The 18,865-nt window shown below is 41.4% G+C and carries 18 protein-coding genes and 1 riboswitch; of the genes, 11 read left to right on the top strand and 7 right to left on the bottom strand.

What is annotated here, in order from left to right:
• Window positions 1-19: 19 nt before the first annotated feature.
• Entirely contained in the window at window positions 20-1,489 is a 1,470-nt protein-coding gene (gene guaB, locus Q4575_RS07780; RefSeq protein WP_215963531.1) for an IMP dehydrogenase, read from the bottom strand.
• 255 nt (window positions 1,490-1,744) lie between these two features.
• Between guaB and xseA the strand changes: the two genes are divergently transcribed.
• From xseA to Q4575_RS07745, 7 genes are all read left to right on the top strand, one after another.
• Window positions 1,745-3,085 carry an exodeoxyribonuclease VII large subunit gene (gene xseA, locus Q4575_RS07775; RefSeq protein ID WP_303522119.1) on the top strand — a complete coding sequence of 447 codons (1,341 nt, stop codon included), beginning with the start codon at window positions 1,745-1,747 and terminating at the stop codon, window positions 3,083-3,085.
• A gap of 271 nt (window positions 3,086-3,356) precedes the next feature.
• A riboswitch (TPP riboswitch) is annotated at window positions 3,357-3,466 on the top strand.
• 58 nt (window positions 3,467-3,524) lie between these two features.
• A complete protein-coding gene (gene thiC, locus Q4575_RS07770; protein WP_303522117.1) occupies window positions 3,525-5,510 on the top strand; it encodes a phosphomethylpyrimidine synthase ThiC in 1,986 nt (661 codons plus the stop codon).
• A 7-nt stretch (window positions 5,511-5,517) separates the two neighbouring features.
• Entirely contained in the window at window positions 5,518-6,633 is a 1,116-nt protein-coding gene (gene thiO / locus Q4575_RS07765) for a glycine oxidase ThiO (protein WP_303522208.1), read from the top strand.
• Window positions 6,630-6,869: a sulfur carrier protein ThiS gene (thiS, locus tag Q4575_RS07760; protein ID WP_272180444.1), complete on the top strand. Its 240-nt coding sequence runs from the start codon at window positions 6,630-6,632 to the stop codon at window positions 6,867-6,869. The genes thiO and thiS overlap by 4 nt, the downstream gene beginning before the upstream one ends.
• 6 nt (window positions 6,870-6,875) lie before the next feature.
• Window positions 6,876-7,661: a thiazole synthase gene (locus Q4575_RS07755; protein ID WP_215963528.1), complete on the top strand. Its 786-nt coding sequence runs from the start codon at window positions 6,876-6,878 to the stop codon at window positions 7,659-7,661.
• Window positions 7,661-9,205 carry a thiamine phosphate synthase gene (gene thiE / locus Q4575_RS07750; RefSeq protein WP_303522115.1) on the top strand — a complete coding sequence of 515 codons (1,545 nt, stop codon included), beginning with the start codon at window positions 7,661-7,663 and terminating at the stop codon, window positions 9,203-9,205. Before Q4575_RS07755 ends, thiE begins: the two co-directional genes overlap by 1 nt.
• Window positions 9,206-9,209: 4 nt before the next feature.
• Window positions 9,210-9,962, top strand: a complete 753-nt coding sequence (locus tag Q4575_RS07745; protein ID WP_303522113.1) for a HesA/MoeB/ThiF family protein — start codon at window positions 9,210-9,212, stop codon at window positions 9,960-9,962.
• An 11-nt stretch (window positions 9,963-9,973) separates the two neighbouring features.
• On the opposite strand, the gene Q4575_RS07740 is transcribed toward Q4575_RS07745, so the two are convergent.
• On the bottom strand, window positions 9,974-10,804 hold the full coding sequence (locus Q4575_RS07740) for an SDR family oxidoreductase (RefSeq protein ID WP_303522111.1): 831 nt from the start codon (window positions 10,802-10,804) through the stop codon (window positions 9,974-9,976).
• A 267-nt stretch (window positions 10,805-11,071) separates the two neighbouring features.
• Between Q4575_RS07740 and nhaA the strand changes: the two genes are divergently transcribed.
• Entirely contained in the window at window positions 11,072-12,262 is a 1,191-nt protein-coding gene (gene nhaA, locus Q4575_RS07735; RefSeq protein ID WP_215963524.1) for a Na+/H+ antiporter NhaA, read from the top strand.
• Window positions 12,263-12,545: 283 nt separating this feature from the next.
• Here the strand turns inward: nhaA and Q4575_RS07730 are convergent, their stop codons facing one another.
• From Q4575_RS07730 to Q4575_RS07720, 3 genes are all read right to left on the bottom strand, one after another.
• On the bottom strand, window positions 12,546-12,722 hold the full coding sequence (locus Q4575_RS07730) for a hypothetical protein (protein ID WP_215963523.1): 177 nt from the start codon (window positions 12,720-12,722) through the stop codon (window positions 12,546-12,548).
• Window positions 12,723-12,735: 13 nt separating this feature from the next.
• Complete coding sequence (locus Q4575_RS07725) at window positions 12,736-13,233, bottom strand: hypothetical protein (RefSeq protein ID WP_272180447.1); 498 nt, start codon at window positions 13,231-13,233, stop codon at window positions 12,736-12,738.
• A gap of 438 nt (window positions 13,234-13,671) precedes the next feature.
• A complete protein-coding gene (locus tag Q4575_RS07720) occupies window positions 13,672-14,481 on the bottom strand; it encodes an RMD1 family protein (protein WP_303522104.1) in 810 nt (269 codons plus the stop codon).
• 319 nt (window positions 14,482-14,800) lie between these two features.
• Here Q4575_RS07720 and Q4575_RS07715 point away from each other — a divergent pair, with 319 nt between their 5' ends.
• Both Q4575_RS07715 and Q4575_RS07710 read left to right on the top strand, forming a co-directional pair.
• Window positions 14,801-15,007: a hypothetical protein gene (locus tag Q4575_RS07715; protein WP_215963521.1), complete on the top strand. Its 207-nt coding sequence runs from the start codon at window positions 14,801-14,803 to the stop codon at window positions 15,005-15,007.
• Between the two features lie 187 nt (window positions 15,008-15,194).
• Window positions 15,195-15,734: an MgtC/SapB family protein gene (locus tag Q4575_RS07710; protein ID WP_303522206.1), complete on the top strand. Its 540-nt coding sequence runs from the start codon at window positions 15,195-15,197 to the stop codon at window positions 15,732-15,734.
• A 104-nt stretch (window positions 15,735-15,838) separates the two neighbouring features.
• On the opposite strand, the gene Q4575_RS07705 is transcribed toward Q4575_RS07710, so the two are convergent.
• Together Q4575_RS07705 and Q4575_RS07700 are read right to left on the bottom strand one after the other, a co-directional pair.
• Window positions 15,839-16,738 (bottom strand): RimK family alpha-L-glutamate ligase, encoded by a 900-nt coding sequence (locus Q4575_RS07705; RefSeq protein WP_303522102.1) that lies wholly within the window; start codon window positions 16,736-16,738, stop codon window positions 15,839-15,841.
• A gap of 304 nt (window positions 16,739-17,042) precedes the next feature.
• Window positions 17,043-17,702, bottom strand: a complete 660-nt coding sequence (locus Q4575_RS07700; RefSeq protein ID WP_303522100.1) for an NADPH-dependent FMN reductase — start codon at window positions 17,700-17,702, stop codon at window positions 17,043-17,045.
• 410 nt (window positions 17,703-18,112) lie between these two features.
• On the opposite strand from Q4575_RS07700, the gene Q4575_RS07695 reads away from it, so the two are divergent.
• Window positions 18,113-18,820 carry a PEP-CTERM sorting domain-containing protein gene (locus Q4575_RS07695; protein WP_303522098.1) on the top strand — a complete coding sequence of 236 codons (708 nt, stop codon included), beginning with the start codon at window positions 18,113-18,115 and terminating at the stop codon, window positions 18,818-18,820.
• Window positions 18,821-18,865 lie beyond the last annotated feature (45 nt).

Genomic DNA, 18,865 nt, shown 5'->3' with positions numbered 1-18,865 from the left:
ATAATTAACGCTTTAAAGCCTAGCCTAAACGATAGTTAGGCGCTTCTTTTGTAATTTGAACATCATGTACGTGAGACTCACCCATACCGGCAGACGTTACGCGCACAAATTCAGGTTTTGTATTCAAAATTTCAATTGTGCTGCAACCCGTAAGACCCATTGCACTTCGAATACCACCAAGTTGTTGGTGAATGATGTTTTCAATTGGTCCTTTATAAGCAACGCGACCTTCAATTCCCTCTGGCACCAATTTTTCTTTGTTGTCAGATTTTTGGAAATAACGGTCAGATGAACCATGACTTTGATTCATGGCGCCTAAACTTCCCATACCACGGTACGATTTGTAATAACGACCTTGATATAGTTCAACTTCACCAGGTGCTTCTTCCGTACCTGCTAACATTGAACCAACCATTACACAGCTTGCGCCAGCAACAAGGGCTTTAGCAATGTCGCCAGAAAAACGAATGCCGCCATCGGCAATAACAGGAATGTCTTTCCCAGATACAGCTTCTACTGCATCAGCAATTGCTGTGATTTGTGGAACGCCACAACCCGTCACGATACGAGTTGTACAAATTGAACCTGGGCCGATACCAACTTTAACCGCGTTAACACCTGCTTCAACTAATGCCAATGCACCAGCCGCTGTTGCAACGTTTCCGCCAACAATATCTAAATCTGGGTAAGTTTTACGAGTTAACGCAACCCGGTCTAGAACACCTTGTGAATGTCCGTGAGAAGTATCGATTAACAATACGTCAACACCCGCTTCAACTAATGCGGCTATACGTTCATCAGTTCCAGCACCAACGCCTACTGCTGCACCAACACGAAGTCGTCCTAATGAATCTTTACAAGCGTTTGGTTTGCTATCAGCTTTTTGGAAATCTTTAACGGTAATCATGCCTGTTAACTTAAATTCATCGTCAACAACAAGAATTTTCTCAATACGGTTTTCATGCATCAAAGCTAAAACGATTTCGCGACTCGCGCCTTCTTTAACTGTGATCAATTTTTCTTTAGGCGTCATTACCGTAGTAATTGGATTTTGAAGATTAGTTTCAAAACGTAAATCACGCCCAGTTACGATACCTTCAAGGTTGTTATCTTTATCTACAACCGGGAAACCAGAAAATCCATGTTCGTCAGCCAATGCCATTACATGACCAATTGTCACATTATTTGCCACAGTAACCGGATCTGATACCACGCCTGATTCGTATTTTTTTACACGACGAACTTCATTAGCTTGCGCTTCGATTGACATGTTTTTATGAATAAAACCTAAACCGCCTTCTTGGGCAAGAGCAATAGCGAGTCGGCTTTCAGTAACTGTGTCCATGGCAGATGATACCATTGGAATATTCAGCTCAATATTACGGGTTAAACGTGTTTTTAAATTCGCTTCGTGTGGAAGGACAGTCGAATGACCGGGAACCAGTAATACGTCATCAAAAGTGAGAGCTTCTTTAGCTATGCGCAACATGAAAATTTACCTTAACTTAATATATGGAAGGACTTAATACCTAAATAGCCTCGAAATGCGGCTTTGTCCAATTCGTAAGTATAGTACGAAATAGAAACCGAATTTTGAGGCTATTTAAGTCTATATGTTGCGGCCGCATTTTAATCGAAACTTTGCCTAAGGTAAACTGACTTTCGTAAAAAAACTTGTTAAAGTTTGCATTATTTTAAAACTCGACTCTTTTCTTTCTCAAACCACGCAAAGGACAATATTTTCGTGCTGCAATCTTATTCTTCACCGCAACAAAAAATATATCAGGTTTCTGAATTAAATCAGAAAGTTAGAATGATGTTAGAAGCAGAGTTTGTGAATGTGTGGATTTCAGCGGAAATTTCTAACCTAGTTCGCGCCTCTAGCGGTCATTGGTACTTTTCACTCAAAGATAACCGCGCTCAAGTAAAAGCGGCTATGTTTAAAGGCAATAATCGCTCTGTTCGAGGTGTTATCGACAATGGCTCTCAAGTTTTAGTGCGTGGGCGGATCAGTCTTTATGAACCTCGTGGCGATTATCAATTTATTGTCGAGACAATGGAACCGGCCGGTGAAGGTCTATTAAAACAACAATTTGAAGCGTTAAAATTAAAGCTTGGTCAAATGGGCCTGTTTGACCAAGACGTTAAACGCCCTATTCCACAAAACCCCAAACGTGTCGGAGTCATCACCTCCCCTACGGGTGCAGCGGTGCATGACATTTTGACGGTTCTAAAACGACGTTCGCCGCAAACGGAGGTGATTATTTACCCCACTATGGTTCAAGGTGAACACGCCGCTCAAAATTTGATTTGGGCAATAAACGCCGCAAATTATCGTGAAGAAGTTGATGTATTAGTTGTCGGTCGCGGTGGTGGTTCATTAGAAGATCTCTGGAGCTTTAATGACGAAGCCTTAGCCCACACTATATATAACTCTGCGTTGCCAATTATCTCTGCGGTAGGTCATGAGGTTGACTTCTCGATATGTGATTTTGTCGCAGACCTTCGTGCACCAACCCCATCAGCCGCCGCAGAACTTGTGTCTACCGACATGACAGACGTAATTGAAAAAGTAAACCGACTTTACTCGCGGCTGATACTGGCTTATACGCACAATTACAAATCCCAAAAGCAACAGTTATCTGAGCTCAACAAGTCATTGTCGTTGTTACATCCAAGCCATAAAATTCAACTGTCGCAACAAAAAACCGACGAATTGCAAATGCGCATGACACGAATAATCCAAACCCAGCTTTCGACTCAAGCTCGACGGGTAGAACATTCGCAACAACGACTTTTATCGCAAAACCCGACAAATTTGATTAAAAATGAACAGCAAAAACTGGTCGACATGCAACATTCACTACAATCTTTGCTCATTCGCCGATTCGAAAGAGCTCAACAGCGATTTGAAAAAGTGACAGAAAAACTCAACATTGTCAGCCCCCTCGCCACACTAGGCCGTGGTTATGCCATCGCAATGAAAGACAATGGCGAGGTGATCAAATCACCTAAGCAGGTTGTGACCGGAGAAAACATTAATATCCGTCTAACAAACGACAGCATTAATGTCGTAGTAAAGTAGATAAGATTTGCGTTGATAACTCGCCAGTCGTTATCAACGCCAACCTGATTGTTTGGAACAATCATGTAATCTGTAACGACAGCGCCTGCAATTGCAAAATCTCAATCCCCTAAATCACTAATCATGTGTTAGTTACAGCGACAAGCTAGTTCTACTCTGCCGAATCAAAATAAAAAATTAATCCTCTACAATTCAGTAAATTAGTAATGAGTTATAGCAGATTAATAACGTATTAGGTCTTCCCTCACTGCGTTCTATATCGTAAGATGATTTTGACTTGTCGGAGTGCCCTATTTTGTCATGGGCTGAGATCGCATTGTAGCGGGATCCGTAGAACCTGATCTGAGTAATTTCAGCGAAGGAAACAAGGGTAAAACAATTTGTCCTACCTGAGATCTACACTCCGTCTTTTGTAAACCATTACTTAAGGCAGAAAAAAATGACTAAATTAACTCGTCGTGAGCGCCGTGCTCAAGCCGAAGAATTTCTAAAAAATTGCTCGGATCAAAACTTCCCAAATTCAAAAAAAGTATACGTAGAAGGTGCAACGCACAATATCAAAGTTGGTATGCGTGAAATTGCCCTTGCCGATTCTTTAGTGGGCGGGGATGAAAAAAATCCAATTTTGGAACCGAATGAACCCATCCGTGTTTACGACACATCAGGACCTTACACTGACCCAGATACCAATATCGACGTGCATGTCGGCTTACCTAAACTACGCGATGAATGGATTGCGGCGCGCAACGATACTCATGTACTTGAAGGCGCAACTTCTGGTTATAGTCAGCAACGGTTAGCGGATGAAGGTTTAGACCACATTCGGTTTGAAAACCTGCCAAAAGTTCGCCGAGCCCTTGACGGTAAAAACGTCACCCAAATGCATTATGCAAAACAGGGGATTATCACACCTGAAATGGAATACATCGCCATTCGTGAAAACCTAAAACTGCAAAAATTTAAAGACGAAACACTTACTCAGCAACACCCCGGCCAAAGCTTTGGTGCGGTAGTTGGCAGTAAAGATATGCCTGATGAGATCACCGCAGAATTTGTCCGAGACGAAGTCGCCCGAGGTCGAGCTATTATTCCGGCCAATATCAATCACCCAGAAGCGGAGCCGATGATCATTGGCCGCAACTTCTTAATTAAAGTCAACGCCAACATTGGTAACTCTGCGGTCACTTCTTCTATTGAAGAAGAAGTTGAAAAACTAGTTTGGTCTACCAAATGGGGCGCCGATACGGTAATGGATTTATCCACTGGCCGTTATATCCACGAAACGCGCGAATGGATTGTTCGTAACTCACCAGTACCAATTGGAACTGTCCCTATCTACCAAGCCCTTGAAAAAGTTAACGGTGTTGCAGAAAACCTCACGTGGGAAATCTTCCGCGATACGTTAATAGAACAAGCCGAGCAGGGAGTGGACTATTTCACTATTCACGCCGGGGTTTTATTACGATTTGTTCCTATGACGGCAAAACGCGTTACCGGCATTGTTTCCCGTGGTGGTTCCATTATGGCCAAGTGGTGCCTTGCCCACCATCAAGAAAACTTCTTATACACTCACTTTGAAGACATTTGCGAAATCTGTAAACAATACGACGTTTCGTTTTCACTTGGTGACGGTCTGCGTCCAGGGTCAATTGCCGACGCCAATGACGAAGCGCAGTTTAGCGAGCTTAGAACGTTAGGTGAGTTGACCAAAATCGCATGGCAACACGATGTACAAGTCATGATCGAAGGTCCGGGTCATGTGCCATTACACATGGTTAAAGAAAACATGGAAGAGCAATTAAAACACTGTGATGAAGCGCCTTTTTATACTTTAGGCCCACTGACAACAGACATCGCACCGGGTTATGACCACATTACCTCTGGCATTGGCGCGGCAAATATAGGCTGGTACGGTTGTGCCATGTTGTGTTACGTAACACCTAAAGAGCACTTAGGCTTACCAAATAAAGAAGACGTAAAAGAAGGTTTGATCACTTACAAAATTGCAGCACACGCCGGAGACCTTGCAAAAGGCCACCCAGGTGCGCAAATTCGTGATAATGCGTTATCTAAAGCCCGCTTTGAATTCCGTTGGTTTGATCAATTTAACCTAGGTTTAGATCCAGACCGAGCACGTGAATATCATGATGAAACCTTGCCACAGGAGTCAGGCAAAGTTGCTCACTTCTGTTCAATGTGTGGTCCAAAGTTCTGTTCAATGAAGATAAGCCAGGAAGTGCGTGACTATGCAAAAGGCTTAGAAGCTGACATAGATATCAAAATGGTGGACTTTGAAGCTGATCGAGAGTTAAAAATCGCCGCTGAAAATGAAGCAATTGACGCAATAGCCGCCCAGGAAGGCATGCAAAAAATGTCGGATGAATTTAGATCAAAAGGATCTGAAATTTATCAACTAGCCAAATAAGGCGGATATTTTGGTTACTATTGCGATTGTGGGGGCTGGCCTTGTTGGCCGGTTCCTCGCTTTGTCATTGAGTCAAAGTCACCAAGTTACCCTGTTTGAAAAGGGCAACTTGGCAGATGCTTGTGCCACAGGAAGAATAGCTGCGGCTATGGTTGCCCCTACGGCTGAATCGGTTGTGGCATCGGCCAGCATTGTCGAAATGGGTCATCAGTCTTTGACATTATGGCCTCAGATGTTAAACGCATTGGATTTAGAAACGCGATTCCAACAAACCGGAACATTGATTTTAGCTCACAGACAAGACGTTAATGACCTTCGACATTTTACACAACGGGTAAGGTGTCGACACGCACAGGACATCCAGACATTACACAATGAGCAAATACAAGAAATTGAGCCGGAAATCCCCCCAAACTTTAGCTCCGCACTGTTCTTAGCAAATGAAGGTCATATTGATAATCGACTCTTGTACCAAGAACTCGAAAAAAAATTGTTATCAAGTAAGGTCACATGCTTTGAAGAAACAGAGGTTCGTATTGACGATAATCGAGTATCGGATGTGAATAATAACCTGCAACAATGGCAATTTGACTGGGTCATCGACTGCCGTGGTTTAGGTGCAAAACACACTTTATTAAAACCTGACAACCCCCTGCGTGGTGTTCGCGGTGAAGTCGTTCGAGTTAGAGCGCCTGAAGTAACATTAACACGTCCAATTCGTCTAATGCACCCTAGATATCCCCTGTACATTGTGCCTAAATCCGACGACCAATATGTCATCGGTGCCACTGAAATAGAATCAGAAGACAACAAAGCCCCGAGTGTACGTTCTACTTTAGAATTATTAAGTGCTGCGTATAGTATTCACAAAGGATTTGCTGAAGCGGAAGTGATAGAAATTCAAACCGGACTACGACCAACGTTACTCGACAATGAACCTTCGATAATCATAAAGTCTAAGCATATTCAAATTAACGGTTTGTACCGTCATGGCTATTTATTAACGCCCTGTTTGGTTGATCAAACTCTACGACTATTGGAAGAGCAAGGCGAAACTATTGAGCTGTTTTCGCGCCAGCAACAAATCAATGTCGATGATCATATACAAAGGTTAACAACATGAAACTGTTTTTTAATGGTGAACCACATTCGATAGAATTAACCGATGTGGCCGGTCATCAAAGACAACTAGATACAAAATCTGCATTAAGCTTATCGTCCATTTTGGTCCATTTTGCGGTTAAGCCACCTTTTGCCGTTGCGTTAAATGGCGAATTTGTTGCTAACAACAACTATCAAACAACCTTGATAAAAGAAAATGACAAGGTCGATGTTGTATCACCTATTTTTGGAGGATAGCTACGTATGTCTCAACTCACTATTTACGGTGATACGTTTGATAGTCGCCTATTAATTGGTACCGCACTTTATCCGTCAATTAAAGTGATGAGGCAGGCGATTGAAGCAAGTGGCAGTGAAATTGTCACTTTATCGCTGCGCCGACAATCTCCTCAAGATAATGGTGGCGAACAATTTTGGCAGCAGATTAAAGAACTGAATGTCACCCTATTGCCAAATACAGCTGGTTGCCATTCGGTAAAAGAAGTGGTGAATCTGGCAAAAATGTCGCGAGAATTGTTTCAAACCGATTGGATAAAATTAGAATTAATTGGCGACGAATACAGCTTACAACCCGACCCATTTGAGTTGGTTAAAGCAACCGACATTTTGCTCAAGGATGGTTTTAAAGTTCTCCCTTACTGTACTGACGATCTGGTTTTGTGCCGCCGATTAGCGGATTTAGGTTGTGAAGTCATTATGCCCTGGGGTGCGCCAATCGGTACAGGACAGGGCTTACTTAACCCTTATGCGCTAGAAACCATTCGTCATCGTTTACCCGATACAACACTTATCATTGACGCAGGTATTGGCTTACCATCCCATGCGGTGCAGGCGTTCGAATTAGGTTATGATGCAATTCTATTAAACAGTGCCGTTGCACAGGCAACAGATCCGGTGTTAATGGCGACGGCATTTAAATATGCTGCCGACGCTGGTCGCATAGGGTTTTTAGCTGGTAGAATGCCAGAAAAACAAATTGCCCAACCCAGCACACCCACAATGGGTATGCCGTTTTGGCATCAGGAGTAATGTCAGTGTTATCCAATTCAATTGTTTGGACCATAGCCGGAAGCGACTGTACCGGCGGTGCCGGGATCCAAGCCGATTGCAAAACCATTCATAATTTGGGGGCTGAAGCCTGTTCTATAATTACCGCAGTAACGGCTCAAAATAGCGCTGGGGTTATCGAGATTAATGCCGTCTCCATTGACGTAATGAAGTCTCAATTTGACGCTCTCGAACAAGAGAAGCCGGCTCTCGTCATTAAAATTGGTCTTTTAGCCAATGCCGAGCAAGTCGAATTAGTTGCAGAGAAAATCGCCCATTACAAAACCACATGGGACTTTGCGCCTATTGTTGTTTACGACCCGGTTGCTGTTGCCTCAAATGGCGGCAACTTAACGGAAGACGACATACTCCCCACAATAAAACAACATTTACTGCCTGTTGTAGATGTACTCACCCCCAATAACAAAGAGTTGCAGCAACTCACTGGCGTCTATGTGTTCTCGTGGGATTGCATGGAAAACGCCGCGCAACAAGCCCTTAATTTAGGCCCAAGCTCGGTTTTGATCAAAGGCGGACACATCGATATTGACGAGCGTTACTGCGTCGATTATTGCCACGATGGTTATCAACATTATTGGCTTGCGAGTCCCAAAATAGATACCGAACATACCCACGGTAGCGGTTGCACTTTTGCCTCTGCCTTAGCCAGTTTGATGGCTCAAGGTTATTTGTTACGCGACGCGTTTACTATAGCAAAAGCCTATATCAATCAGGGGTTAAGACTGGCTAAAGACTATGAAGGTCCGTATGGCCCGATTTGGCAAGGACCTTGGCCGCGTGAACGCCAAGACTACCCTAAGGTGCTAGTTTCAAATAGTGACTTGGCATTGCAGCTTGATTGGGAACCCGCACTTAGCGCCCATCCGGTTGATACTTTTACCTCAGGTTTCGCTCAAATAGACGAGCAAAAACTGGGGTTATATCCCGTCGTAGATAACTTAGCTTGGATTGAACGTTTACTCAAAGCGGGCATTAAAACCATTCAATATCGCGAAAAAATCTTAACTGGTAGGGACCTTGAACAGTCTGTTATACAAGCCATAGAACTGGGCCGACAATACCAAGCTCGTTTGTTTATTAACGACTACTGGGAATTAGCAATTAAGCACAAAGCTTATGGCGTTCACCTTGGACAGGAAGATATTCAGATGGCTGATTTACATGCCATCAAGCAATCCGGTATTAAGCTTGGCGTGAGTACCCATGGCCATTACGAAATGTTAAAAATACAAGAATACCAACCCTCTTATCTTGCTGTTGGCGCTATTTTTCCGACCCGCACAAAAGATATGACCGGTCAAATACAAGGCGTCGATACTTTAGCAAAATTGGTTGAACTTAACCTCGATACACCGATGGTTGCCATTGGTGGGATAACATTAGAAAGAGCTACCGAAGTAATTAAAACGGGCGTAGGCTCAATTGCCGTTGTCACAGCAATTACCGAAGCGGATGATCCAGAACAAGCGGTAGTTGCATTTAATAAGCTATTGGCAAAAGGATAACTCAGTGGCAAATCTAACGGACAAACAATTTTTGCGTTATCACCGACATGTAATGGTGGAAAAAATTGGTGAACAAGGTCAGTTGGCATTCCAAAATAGCCGAGTACTTATTATTGGGTTGGGCGGCTTAGGCTGCCCTGCTGCTCAATATCTAACAGCTGCAGGTGTTGGCACCTTAACTTTGGTAGACCACGATACTATTGAAAGCAGTAATCTGCAGCGTCAGATATTATATGGTGAAAATAACATTGGCGAGAAAAAAGCAATTGTTGCTCAGCAAAAGCTCTCCTTACAAAACTCTTTAATTGTGATTAACGCTATCGCAGAGTCAATATTCAATTTTGACTTGGCCGCTTTAATTGAACGTCACGATGTGGTTTTAGACTGCACTGACAATGTAAAAACCAGGCGTTTAATTAACGCGACTTGTAAACAACACCAAACACAACTTGTTTCAGCATCTGCTATTCAAGCGAGTGGCCAATTAATTAGTTTTGATTTTTCAATAGCGGACTCGCCATGTTACGAATGTTTGTTCCCAGAGTCGGTTGACGCCCCACAAAACTGTTCAACCGCTGGTGTTTTCAGCCCTATTTTGGGGGTTTTAGGAAGCTTACAAGCCACCGAAACATTGCGTTTAATATTGGGCGAGTACAACAATTTGAATCAACTTATGTTGTTTGATGCCTGGGGCATGGCGACTCAAAAATTCAAATTAAATCGCCGCTCTGACTGCCCGGTTTGCCGCCACAAATAAGCGGCATGACATTAGTTCTTTGCTAGTATCGCATCTAACCATGATGTAGGTAGCAGGCGTTTAAACCAAGCCATTAAGTAAGTTGGAGTAGTGACATAATAGCGGCGTTTCGCCTTTTTAGCCGTAATAGCATGAATAACCGATTTAGTGACTGCCGACGGCGGCAATGTAAACGCGGTAGAAACCTGTTTTTTAGCTAACCGTTCTACTTGCGGTTTGTATGCTTTGCAGTGAACTGAACCTTCAATATCGATATATTCATTAATTTTCTCAAGTGCATTGGCTCGAAACTCAGTATCGATTGGCCCCGGCTCAATTAAACTTACTTGAATGTTTGTCCCTCTAAGTTCCAAACGTAAGGTGTCAGTGTAACCTTCCACTGCAAATTTTGATGCGTTATAAGCCCCTCGATAAGGCATAGCAACTAACCCAAGTACTGAGCTATTTTGGATAATGCGACCATAACCTTGCTCGCGCATTATTTTTAAGACCATTTGGGTCAATCGATGCCAGCCAAAAAAATTAGTTTCAAATTGTGCTCGCAATGCTTCTACTGGCAAATCTTCGATGGCCCCCGGCTGACCATAAGCACCATTATTAAACAGTGCGTCGAGTTTTCCGTCGGTTTGATCAAGTACCCACTGAACCGATGTTTTAATAGTTGCCTCGTCGGCCAAATCCAATAATTTTGCCTTTAATCCTAAGTCTCGCAATTTGTCGACGTCCTGCGCTTTGCGAGCCGTTGCATAAACGTCAAAACCCATACCGTGGAGCGTTGTTGCGGTATCGAAGCCAATGCCTGTTGAACAGCCGGTGATTAAGATGCTTTTTATTTGTGTCATGCTATCGAGCTTCTTCTTAGTAATGAATGTTAAACTGTAAAGTCTGTCCAAATGATACGACAGTTCATTTGTACAGGTAAGCATTAATACCAAATCATCTAATATATTTATCAATCACTTTAGGTACTTACTCAAAAATAATCTAAACTTGAGATTAAGCCAATTAATGCAGTTTAACGTTAAATACATTTAACACATCGCCATTAAAGTGTCTTATATTCCACATATGTGTTATTTATAGTTGGCATATCTATTAAAGGAACCCAAATGTCTAACCCCTTACACAGCTCTATAACGTCGTTTTTTAAAATGGAATCCGCCGGTGGTATTTTACTTTTTATTGCAGCTACAGCAGCAATCATCATCGCTAATACGCCATTAGAACCTTATTACCAGCTCTTTTTATCAACCCCAGTCGAAGTCAGAGTGGGCGCATTAGAAATAGCTAAACCGCTGTTATTGTGGATAAATGATGGGTTGATGGCGGTCTTCTTTTTCCTCGTTGGGTTAGAATTAAAACGCGAATTAGTTGAAGGTGAATTGTCTGATAAGCGCAACATTATTCTTCCTGGCGCGGGTGCTATTGGCGGTATGTTAGTGCCTGCCGCTATTTACCTTTATTTTAACGGTGCGGATCCAGTAGCGGCAAAAGGTTGGGCAATCCCTGCGGCAACAGACATTGCATTTGCGTTGGGTGTTTTAACCTTGTTGGGCAAACGAGTACCCATTTCCATAAAGATATTTTTAACTTCTCTGGCCATTTTTGACGATATCGGTGCCATCATCATCATTGCGCTGTTTTACACGTCAAAAATTTCACTTCTGGCGCTAATTGTTGTCGCACTCTGTATTCCAATTTTGGCGATACTAAATAAACGGAATGTCGTCTCGAATAGCCCCTATATTTTGATTGGTATTATTATGTGGATTGCCACATTAAAATCTGGCGTCCATGCCACGTTAGCTGGTGTTGTTCTGGCCATGTTTATACCTATGCGATCCAAAGACGATCCTGAACACAGTCCTTTAAAATCACTAGAACACGATCTACATTCCATTGTCGCTTTTTTTGTATTACCTGTTTTTGCCTTTGCCAATGCAGGGATAAGTTTTGCCAACGTCACTACTGAACAGATGTTTCATAATGTCCCTATCGGCATTGCATTAGGCTTGTTTGCTGGTAAACAAATTGGGATATTTGGTTTATGTTGGTTATGCATCAAGATGAATTTTGCTCAATTACCTAAGGGCATGTCCTGGGGCGGACTATATGGTACGGCGGCCCTTTGTGGTATTGGATTTACCATGAGTTTATTTGTCGGATCGTTAGCGTTTGAAGAAACCGGCGTTAATCTGCTGTTCGATGAACGCCTTGGGATAATAATCGGTTCCTTGTTATCGGGAATAATCGGTTATCTCGTACTCAATGCAACACTCAAGAAGCCTGTTGAAGCGTAGTTTGACCTCAAGGTTACAATAAAAAGTAGGTTTAACGCGATACCAAAAGCGTTAGCCTACATTTTTATGACTCGACTTGTTTTAGCAGGAAATTTAATGAGTCGAGTAATATCCTAATAACCACTATTAGAGTGATCCGTTCCGCAGTGTTAACATTCTGCCGCTGCTTTAGCACTTCTCTTCTCGTATTTACTTCTCTTATTTGCTTCTCTTTACCTGCAACTTACGGCCAAACCTCTGGTTTTTTCATTGCAAATTCCTGTTATCAAAATCTTGTTTTAGGCTACGTCGTTTGGCGCAGCATACTTTGAAGAAATGACTGTCGAACCGTTTCTTTGGACTGTTTGTCCAAACAATGAATGTCGTTAAGTCTAACCCCGTTTTCTCGAATTAATCTAAGCAATGTCGATGTATTTATTTGTAAACTTACGGTTTGTTCAGTTTGAGGATGTGTATTCATTCTAGAGCCTCTTTTAGTGAAATAACTTTGTCGCAGTAGCTTGAACAGGAAAACTGTAATTTAAATTATCATAGTCAAAACCAATTTCTTTTCTTACCTGCTCTCTGCTCCGACGATTTCGCAGTGAAAAGTCCTGTAATGAAATAACTAAGGTTTGAATAGTGGGCGTCAATCTGGGAAAAGCCAATGATTCAGCAAACAGTCGGTCAATACACATATTTAAAACCGCTTGAGACTGTTCGTGATAACCTAATTCTTTTAAACAAGCTATAAATGCACAAGATGTCGCATTAAATATTCCAATTGCATCGAGGGCTGGCATTACCCTACTGCTCATTACAATCTCAGCTGTTTCGAAAGCACAGCCAAAGTGAGCAAGTGCGTCACGTTTATGACCAAAAGCCGACAAGTTTTGACCTGTCTCCAACCCCTTCCAGCAATAGGCTTTCGCTTTTTCTGGTTTATCCGTAAGTTCCTGACGATGAGGTGCACATAAAAATTTATTTAGCATCTGATTACAATATCCATTATTTAGCAAATTTCATCGAGCCACCGTCCGCAGACTTAATTCTAAAAACCAGTTAGTGGCCACCGCATTGAGCTTGAATGCTGAGATCAATGCCTCACATATCAAAACCAACCCAACACAAATGAGAATAGTTATCATTTAGATTTAAAGCAAGGGGAATTTTAATATTTTTTTAACAATCAAATATTCAGCTTAAAATGACGTGATGAGATGACGTTTATTCGGGTAAAGCCTGAGTTTCTTAGTTCAACGATTTAGACAGCGAAAACTTTTAGTCAGGGGTGGAAGTTGCTAGTTTTTATAGGACATTTCAATAGCGAATAGGCTCAATGCCGTTAAGGTTAAACAAGGCCTAGAAACAAAAAAACGACTTTGTTTTCTGGTACTATTCCAAAAAATCAAAGTCGCTTTAGGGGCAAATTACGCTGCTAATTCAACAAAATAGATCACAATCTCAATAGCGATTAATATGATAATAATCCACTCCAAAAACGACGAATGTTGATGTTTTTGCTCATCGGCCAACATTTCAAACAATTCATGAATGGTTTCGAGCTTTTTAGATAACAATTCAACTCGCGGATGAATATCCATGTATTTAGCGAGCGCATTATATATATGCTCATACTCTGGGTATTCCCAAAAGAACTCTGGGGTATCGAGCAACCCATAGTGCAAAATAATGTCGCTTTTTGTGCGGAACAACATGCCTCGAATTTTGGCGATGTGTTTACGAGACAAAGCGATTTTACCCGACTTAGCTAACGTTTCGGGTAAATGTGAATGATTCACTATGGTATTTTGCGCATTTTGCTCAAATTCTACCAACTTAATCGACTGCGCCAACGCATGTGAAACCGCCAAACGTGATAACGGATTATTGTCAGGCAAGGTAATAAAATCTTTGCTTATTTTTATTTCATTGGCGAAACCAAACAGATAGTGTTCTTCGATTTTTTCTAAGTTAGATTCCGACTGTTTTACAAATTTAGCGACTAGACGCTTAATCTCTTCTTCATCCATGCCCCAAAATACAACAACACCATAATCAAATAACCAATACTCGCCCTGATCAGCAACAACACGCACCGCGTCACGAAAACGTGTTTGTGGTTGATCGGTGCTAACCGCTTGTATTTCGGTTTCAGAACAAAATTCGTCTCCAACATTAAATACCGAAACTCGGTCGTGGCAAAACTCAGTTGTAGACATTAATTTGTCGGTAGTCATCTTTAACTTTTACTCTTAAATTAAAATTGTTTTTCGATGCAAACTTAGTCATTTGCAAGTAATAATAGGCGTATAAAATTCCATATGTGGGGTCAATAATCCAACTGTTTTTTTTTGTTATAAGCATCAATTTTTATTGTCGAACATTAAATAAAAGCGACGATTTTTTGACCAAATATAAACTTTGGGCTATACCCCAATAACCTATCGACAAACAATTTTAATCGTACGAATAAATATATATTGCTTTTGTTTTTAACAAACAGTCTTCATTATTTACAGTACGTAAATGACTTACGTTTATTTTAAGAGAACTTTAATGAGTAGAAATTTTAGACAAGCCAACGAAACCAATAGTGACATATCCTGGTCGTCGAAAAATGAAGATTTTAATGATGAGTTTGACTCGTCATTGCATCACCAGTCAAAGCGTTATCGGAGTTTACACAACAGTGCCGCTCGTAAAAAGATTGAAGCAAAAAAACGACGTGACCTGTTTGATGATGATTACGATAACTATAATTGATCGAGTAAGTCGTTAAATTAGACAATATTAGAATACAGGCGGTGTCGAGTGTTTCTCATTCAACCGCCTTATTTACAATTGCAACGTAAAGCGTAAATGAGTTTTATCTTTCGTAGTTAAATACCGTCGCATAATTTATTTGGGAAAAAAGTTTCCTATTCCGTTACCCACTAATTTTAAAAAGCTTATTTTGATAACTGAACAGATCTTCGATATATCACCGTACAGCTGGCTTGCCGTATTAACGGCTGTCCTTTGTGGCACTGTGATTGGCTTTGAACGCCAATACCGTGGTAAACCTGTGGGCATAAGAACCTCATCTCTCATCGTCGTAGGTACCTATATATTTGTTGCCGCCGCAGACAGCGTTTCGGTCGAGATGTCTGATCCTTCTCGTATTATTGGCCAAGTTATTACCGGCGTTGGCTTTTTAGGTGCCGGTGTCATGTTGGCAAAAGATGGGGCTGTAGTTGGCGTAACCTCTGCCGCGACCATTTGGGTATTAGCCGCTATTGGCGTAATAGTAGCCAAAGGTACGTTTGGTGCCGCGATTTTAATGTCGTTTGTAGTGGTTGCCATATTAGTTGGTGTGGACTTGTTAGAAAGCTACTCACAACGCTTAACCAAAGGGGTTCATAATCAATACCAAAGCTGGAAAAAAGATCCTTCCAAAATTCAGTTCGTTAGGCGTAAATGGGGCAAAAAAAGCAATCGCCCTAAAGAATAACCAATCATAGAGTTTTGAGTTAAAACCTATTTGCACATCCAGACTTATTTGGTATTTAGTTACCAATTGTACTTAGGCATAGCCGCCTTTTAACTTAATTATATTTAGCTCAAAAGAGCCGTCATCCGAGTTACAAATGCATCAGCGAATCGTTCCGCTGAAGCTGGTTCCATATTAAAATATAGGGATGGTTCAATCATCTCAGCTTCCATCAAAACAAAGTCATTTTTAAACCTGATCAAATCAAGGCGCGCATACAGTGGCATTTCGTGCGTTTGTTTTATGGCAAACATGCAGTGGTCAGCACTTGCGATTAACTTAGCCTCTGGCGTGATCAATTTTAAACGTCCGCCATGTTCTTCCTGTACTCGAAAGTCCTCATCTTTTGGCGTTTTCAAAATCGCGTGACTGTATTCACCATTAAAATAAAATAGTGAATACTCACCTTCTTCTATTACGGCAGGAACAAAAGGCTGTATCATAAAATCACGTTCACTGAATGCACTATTTAGCTGTTCGAAGTCGTAACAACTTTCACTCTTTTTAAGCCAAAAGGTATTGTCGGAATTTGCACTTATTCGTGGTTTTAATACCATTTGCTCAGAACCTGACTCACTAAACCAACTGTCTAATTGCGCTTGGTTGATAGCATTATTGCCTAACCGGGACTGCCAAATGGTTGGAACCAGAGGTACACCTTGCTGTTCCAGTTGTTGCAGATAAATCTTGTCGATATTCCACTTAACCATCTCAAAGCTGTTCTCAAGTCGTGCGGTTGATTGTTCGATGTCAGTTAATACCGCCAAAAACGCGTCTGCATCTTCTTGATAATCCCAAGGCGTACGAATTAATACAATATCATATTGTGACCAGTCGACGTTTTTTTTACGCCACGATACTGTACTTGTTTGCCACCCACGAGCTAACAAATGAGGTTCGATTAGATGATCATACGCTTCAAAATCTTCCAAACTGTCCATCGACAATATTGCACAGTACTTCATACCTTTTGTTCTCATAGTTCAAGCGGATTCTATTGGTTTAGATAATACCGGATGAGGCTGGTAATTACGAGGTTCAAACGCAGCGTATGAGGGCGTATTTCCTACCCTCTCGGTATGCTAAGCAAGCGACGATTTACTGTACCAAACTTACGCTTCCAATACTTAAAATGCGGAACAAAACAACATTGCCTTAGTTGCTAATATCAGTCGGCCCAAGTGATTTTTGGGCTCCCCTACCGATTGCTGAGTCAGCGACAAATTAACTGACTCAAACCCTGTAGGAAATTGACCATGTCAAAAGTTATTAAGGCGCATTTCGCTCTGAAGGACTCGATTTGAAATCACGAACAAACTTATGGGGATCTAATTCTGCTCGTTGAATTTGGGAGGCTTGTGACCACCAAACCAGTTGGTTGAGTGTTCGTCCAAAATAATTAAACCAAGAGTTTTGATCTTCGCCATCGTGCACTTTTCCATTATCATCAAAAACCTCCTGAGCCTTTGGTACATGGATCATTGCTGACACTGGTAAACAGCCTAGTTCAGACAAGTAAGCTCGCATTCCGATTGCAGCCCGCATGCCACCCCACTGCCCTGCAGAATAAGTCACAATTGCGCTCGGCTTATAGGAGAACAAAGAGCTGCCAAAATGATTCAAAAGGTTAGCAAGCGCAGGACTCATTGAATGATTATATTCAGGGCTAACCATAATATACCCATCAGCACCTTCTATTTTAGCCGCTAAGTCATTGAGTTCGGTAGGCGCCTTACTTTTAGGATAAGCAAAGTGAGGCTTAAAAACGGTGTCGAATGGGTAATCCAAAGCATCGACCAATTCAATTTCATGTTCTTCATATCGGCTTTTAAGACACGCTATTATCGCCTCAGTGACTCTTACCCCTAAACGAGCAGGCTTTGGAGGAGTACTATCACGAACCGTCCCCAAGAAAACTAAAAATTTCATACCAATCTCCATCTGATGTTAGCTATATCGTAATCACTTAAATGTGGATAAGTGAGCCGCTTCAAACGCGTAACCACCGCACTTTGTCTATTAGTACCAAATTAATCTACTTCACACCAATCGCACACAAGACCTGCACAATAAATTGCGATATTTAAAAACCCCCACTAGCGGTTGGCCAGATTTTAGTTTCTGGCGTTGATGCAGCCCAAAAAGGCTAGGAAAAATAACGATTATATAATAATCAAAACTGTGTCAGGTTATTATACAAAAATCTATTTTCCAATCCGAAACAAAACATAACATATTGAAATAATTACACTTTACATACTGGCATAAATCGTGATTTAAACATATTAACTTTTTAGAATTACCCATCGATTTAGATTTGGGTTATATAGGAATTACTAATGAAATTTAGATTTTTAAAAACCAGTTTAATCGGACTAATCCTCTCTGCGAATTGTTTTGTTGGTGTTAGTCATGCTGGAATTATCACTCTAGGTGATACACTTTCTGGCGGCGTTGTCGATTCTTGGCAGTCCATAATGATTATCAATGAGTATGATGCCTATACAAATACTTCAGGCGCTGACGAACTTGTCACTTTAAATAATTTTAATTTCACTGTTGGAAATAACCGTGGCCAGGTAACACCTTTTGTTGTAAAAATTAATAATGCAGCATCCAATGATTTTACGATTATGGCTATTGGTGATACACGATATTCAGGTGTTGATTATTTTAGTACAGGTAACCTAAGTTTAGATTTCTCCACTACTTTGAGCCAATTTAGCTTAGCGGCAGGTGAAACTATCACTTCTGGTTTTCTAGATGCCGACGTTAACGGCGTTAGCGCTGGTAGCGTAATCCCTTATATCGGCGGTGACCCGGTATTTTTAACAGGCGGTGGTAGTAATAATCATTCTGGTAATTTAAGTCAAGGTGTTGGAAATGCTCCAACTTTCGGTTCAAGCACTTATTATAATGGCTTAGCTCGTAATTATAGTTACAACATTACTGCTGAAATAAACGCAGTGCCAGAGCCGACGTCACTTGCTATTTTCGCAATGGGTTTGATTGGCTTAGTATCGCTTCGATCTAAAAAACAAGCTTAATAATTACTAAACGACTTTGAGAATACACCAATCAGTTTGATTGGT

This window comes from Psychrosphaera sp. 1_MG-2023 (assembly GCF_030548245.1).
Lineage (GTDB): Bacteria > Pseudomonadota > Gammaproteobacteria > Enterobacterales > Alteromonadaceae > Psychrosphaera > Psychrosphaera algicola.
The sequence above is the reverse complement of the archived record's forward strand: the minus strand, read 5'-3'. Positions and strand labels throughout refer to the sequence as shown.

Coding starts and splice junctions, on each gene's coding strand:
- thiC (WP_303522117.1), top strand. CDS start 3,525: ATGACTAAATTAACTCGTCGTGAGCGCCGTGCTCAAGCCGAAGAATTT.
- Q4575_RS07725 (WP_272180447.1), bottom strand. CDS start 13,233: ATGCTAAATAAATTTTTATGTGCACCTCATCGTCAGGAACTTACGGAT.
- Q4575_RS07730 (WP_215963523.1), bottom strand. CDS start 12,722: ATGAATACACATCCTCAAACTGAACAAACCGTAAGTTTACAAATAAAT.
- Q4575_RS07695 (WP_303522098.1), top strand. CDS start 18,113: ATGAAATTTAGATTTTTAAAAACCAGTTTAATCGGACTAATCCTCTCT.
- Q4575_RS07755 (WP_215963528.1), top strand. CDS start 6,876: ATGTCTCAACTCACTATTTACGGTGATACGTTTGATAGTCGCCTATTA.
- thiS (WP_272180444.1), top strand. CDS start 6,630: ATGAAACTGTTTTTTAATGGTGAACCACATTCGATAGAATTAACCGAT.
- thiE (WP_303522115.1), top strand. CDS start 7,661: ATGTCAGTGTTATCCAATTCAATTGTTTGGACCATAGCCGGAAGCGAC.
- Q4575_RS07720 (WP_303522104.1), bottom strand. CDS start 14,481: ATGACTACCGACAAATTAATGTCTACAACTGAGTTTTGCCACGACCGA.
- Q4575_RS07700 (WP_303522100.1), bottom strand. CDS start 17,702: ATGAAATTTTTAGTTTTCTTGGGGACGGTTCGTGATAGTACTCCTCCA.
- Q4575_RS07705 (WP_303522102.1), bottom strand. CDS start 16,738: ATGAAGTACTGTGCAATATTGTCGATGGACAGTTTGGAAGATTTTGAA.
- Q4575_RS07740 (WP_303522111.1), bottom strand. CDS start 10,804: ATGACACAAATAAAAAGCATCTTAATCACCGGCTGTTCAACAGGCATT.
- Q4575_RS07715 (WP_215963521.1), top strand. CDS start 14,801: ATGAGTAGAAATTTTAGACAAGCCAACGAAACCAATAGTGACATATCC.
- guaB (WP_215963531.1), bottom strand. CDS start 1,489: ATGTTGCGCATAGCTAAAGAAGCTCTCACTTTTGATGACGTATTACTG.
- nhaA (WP_215963524.1), top strand. CDS start 11,072: ATGTCTAACCCCTTACACAGCTCTATAACGTCGTTTTTTAAAATGGAA.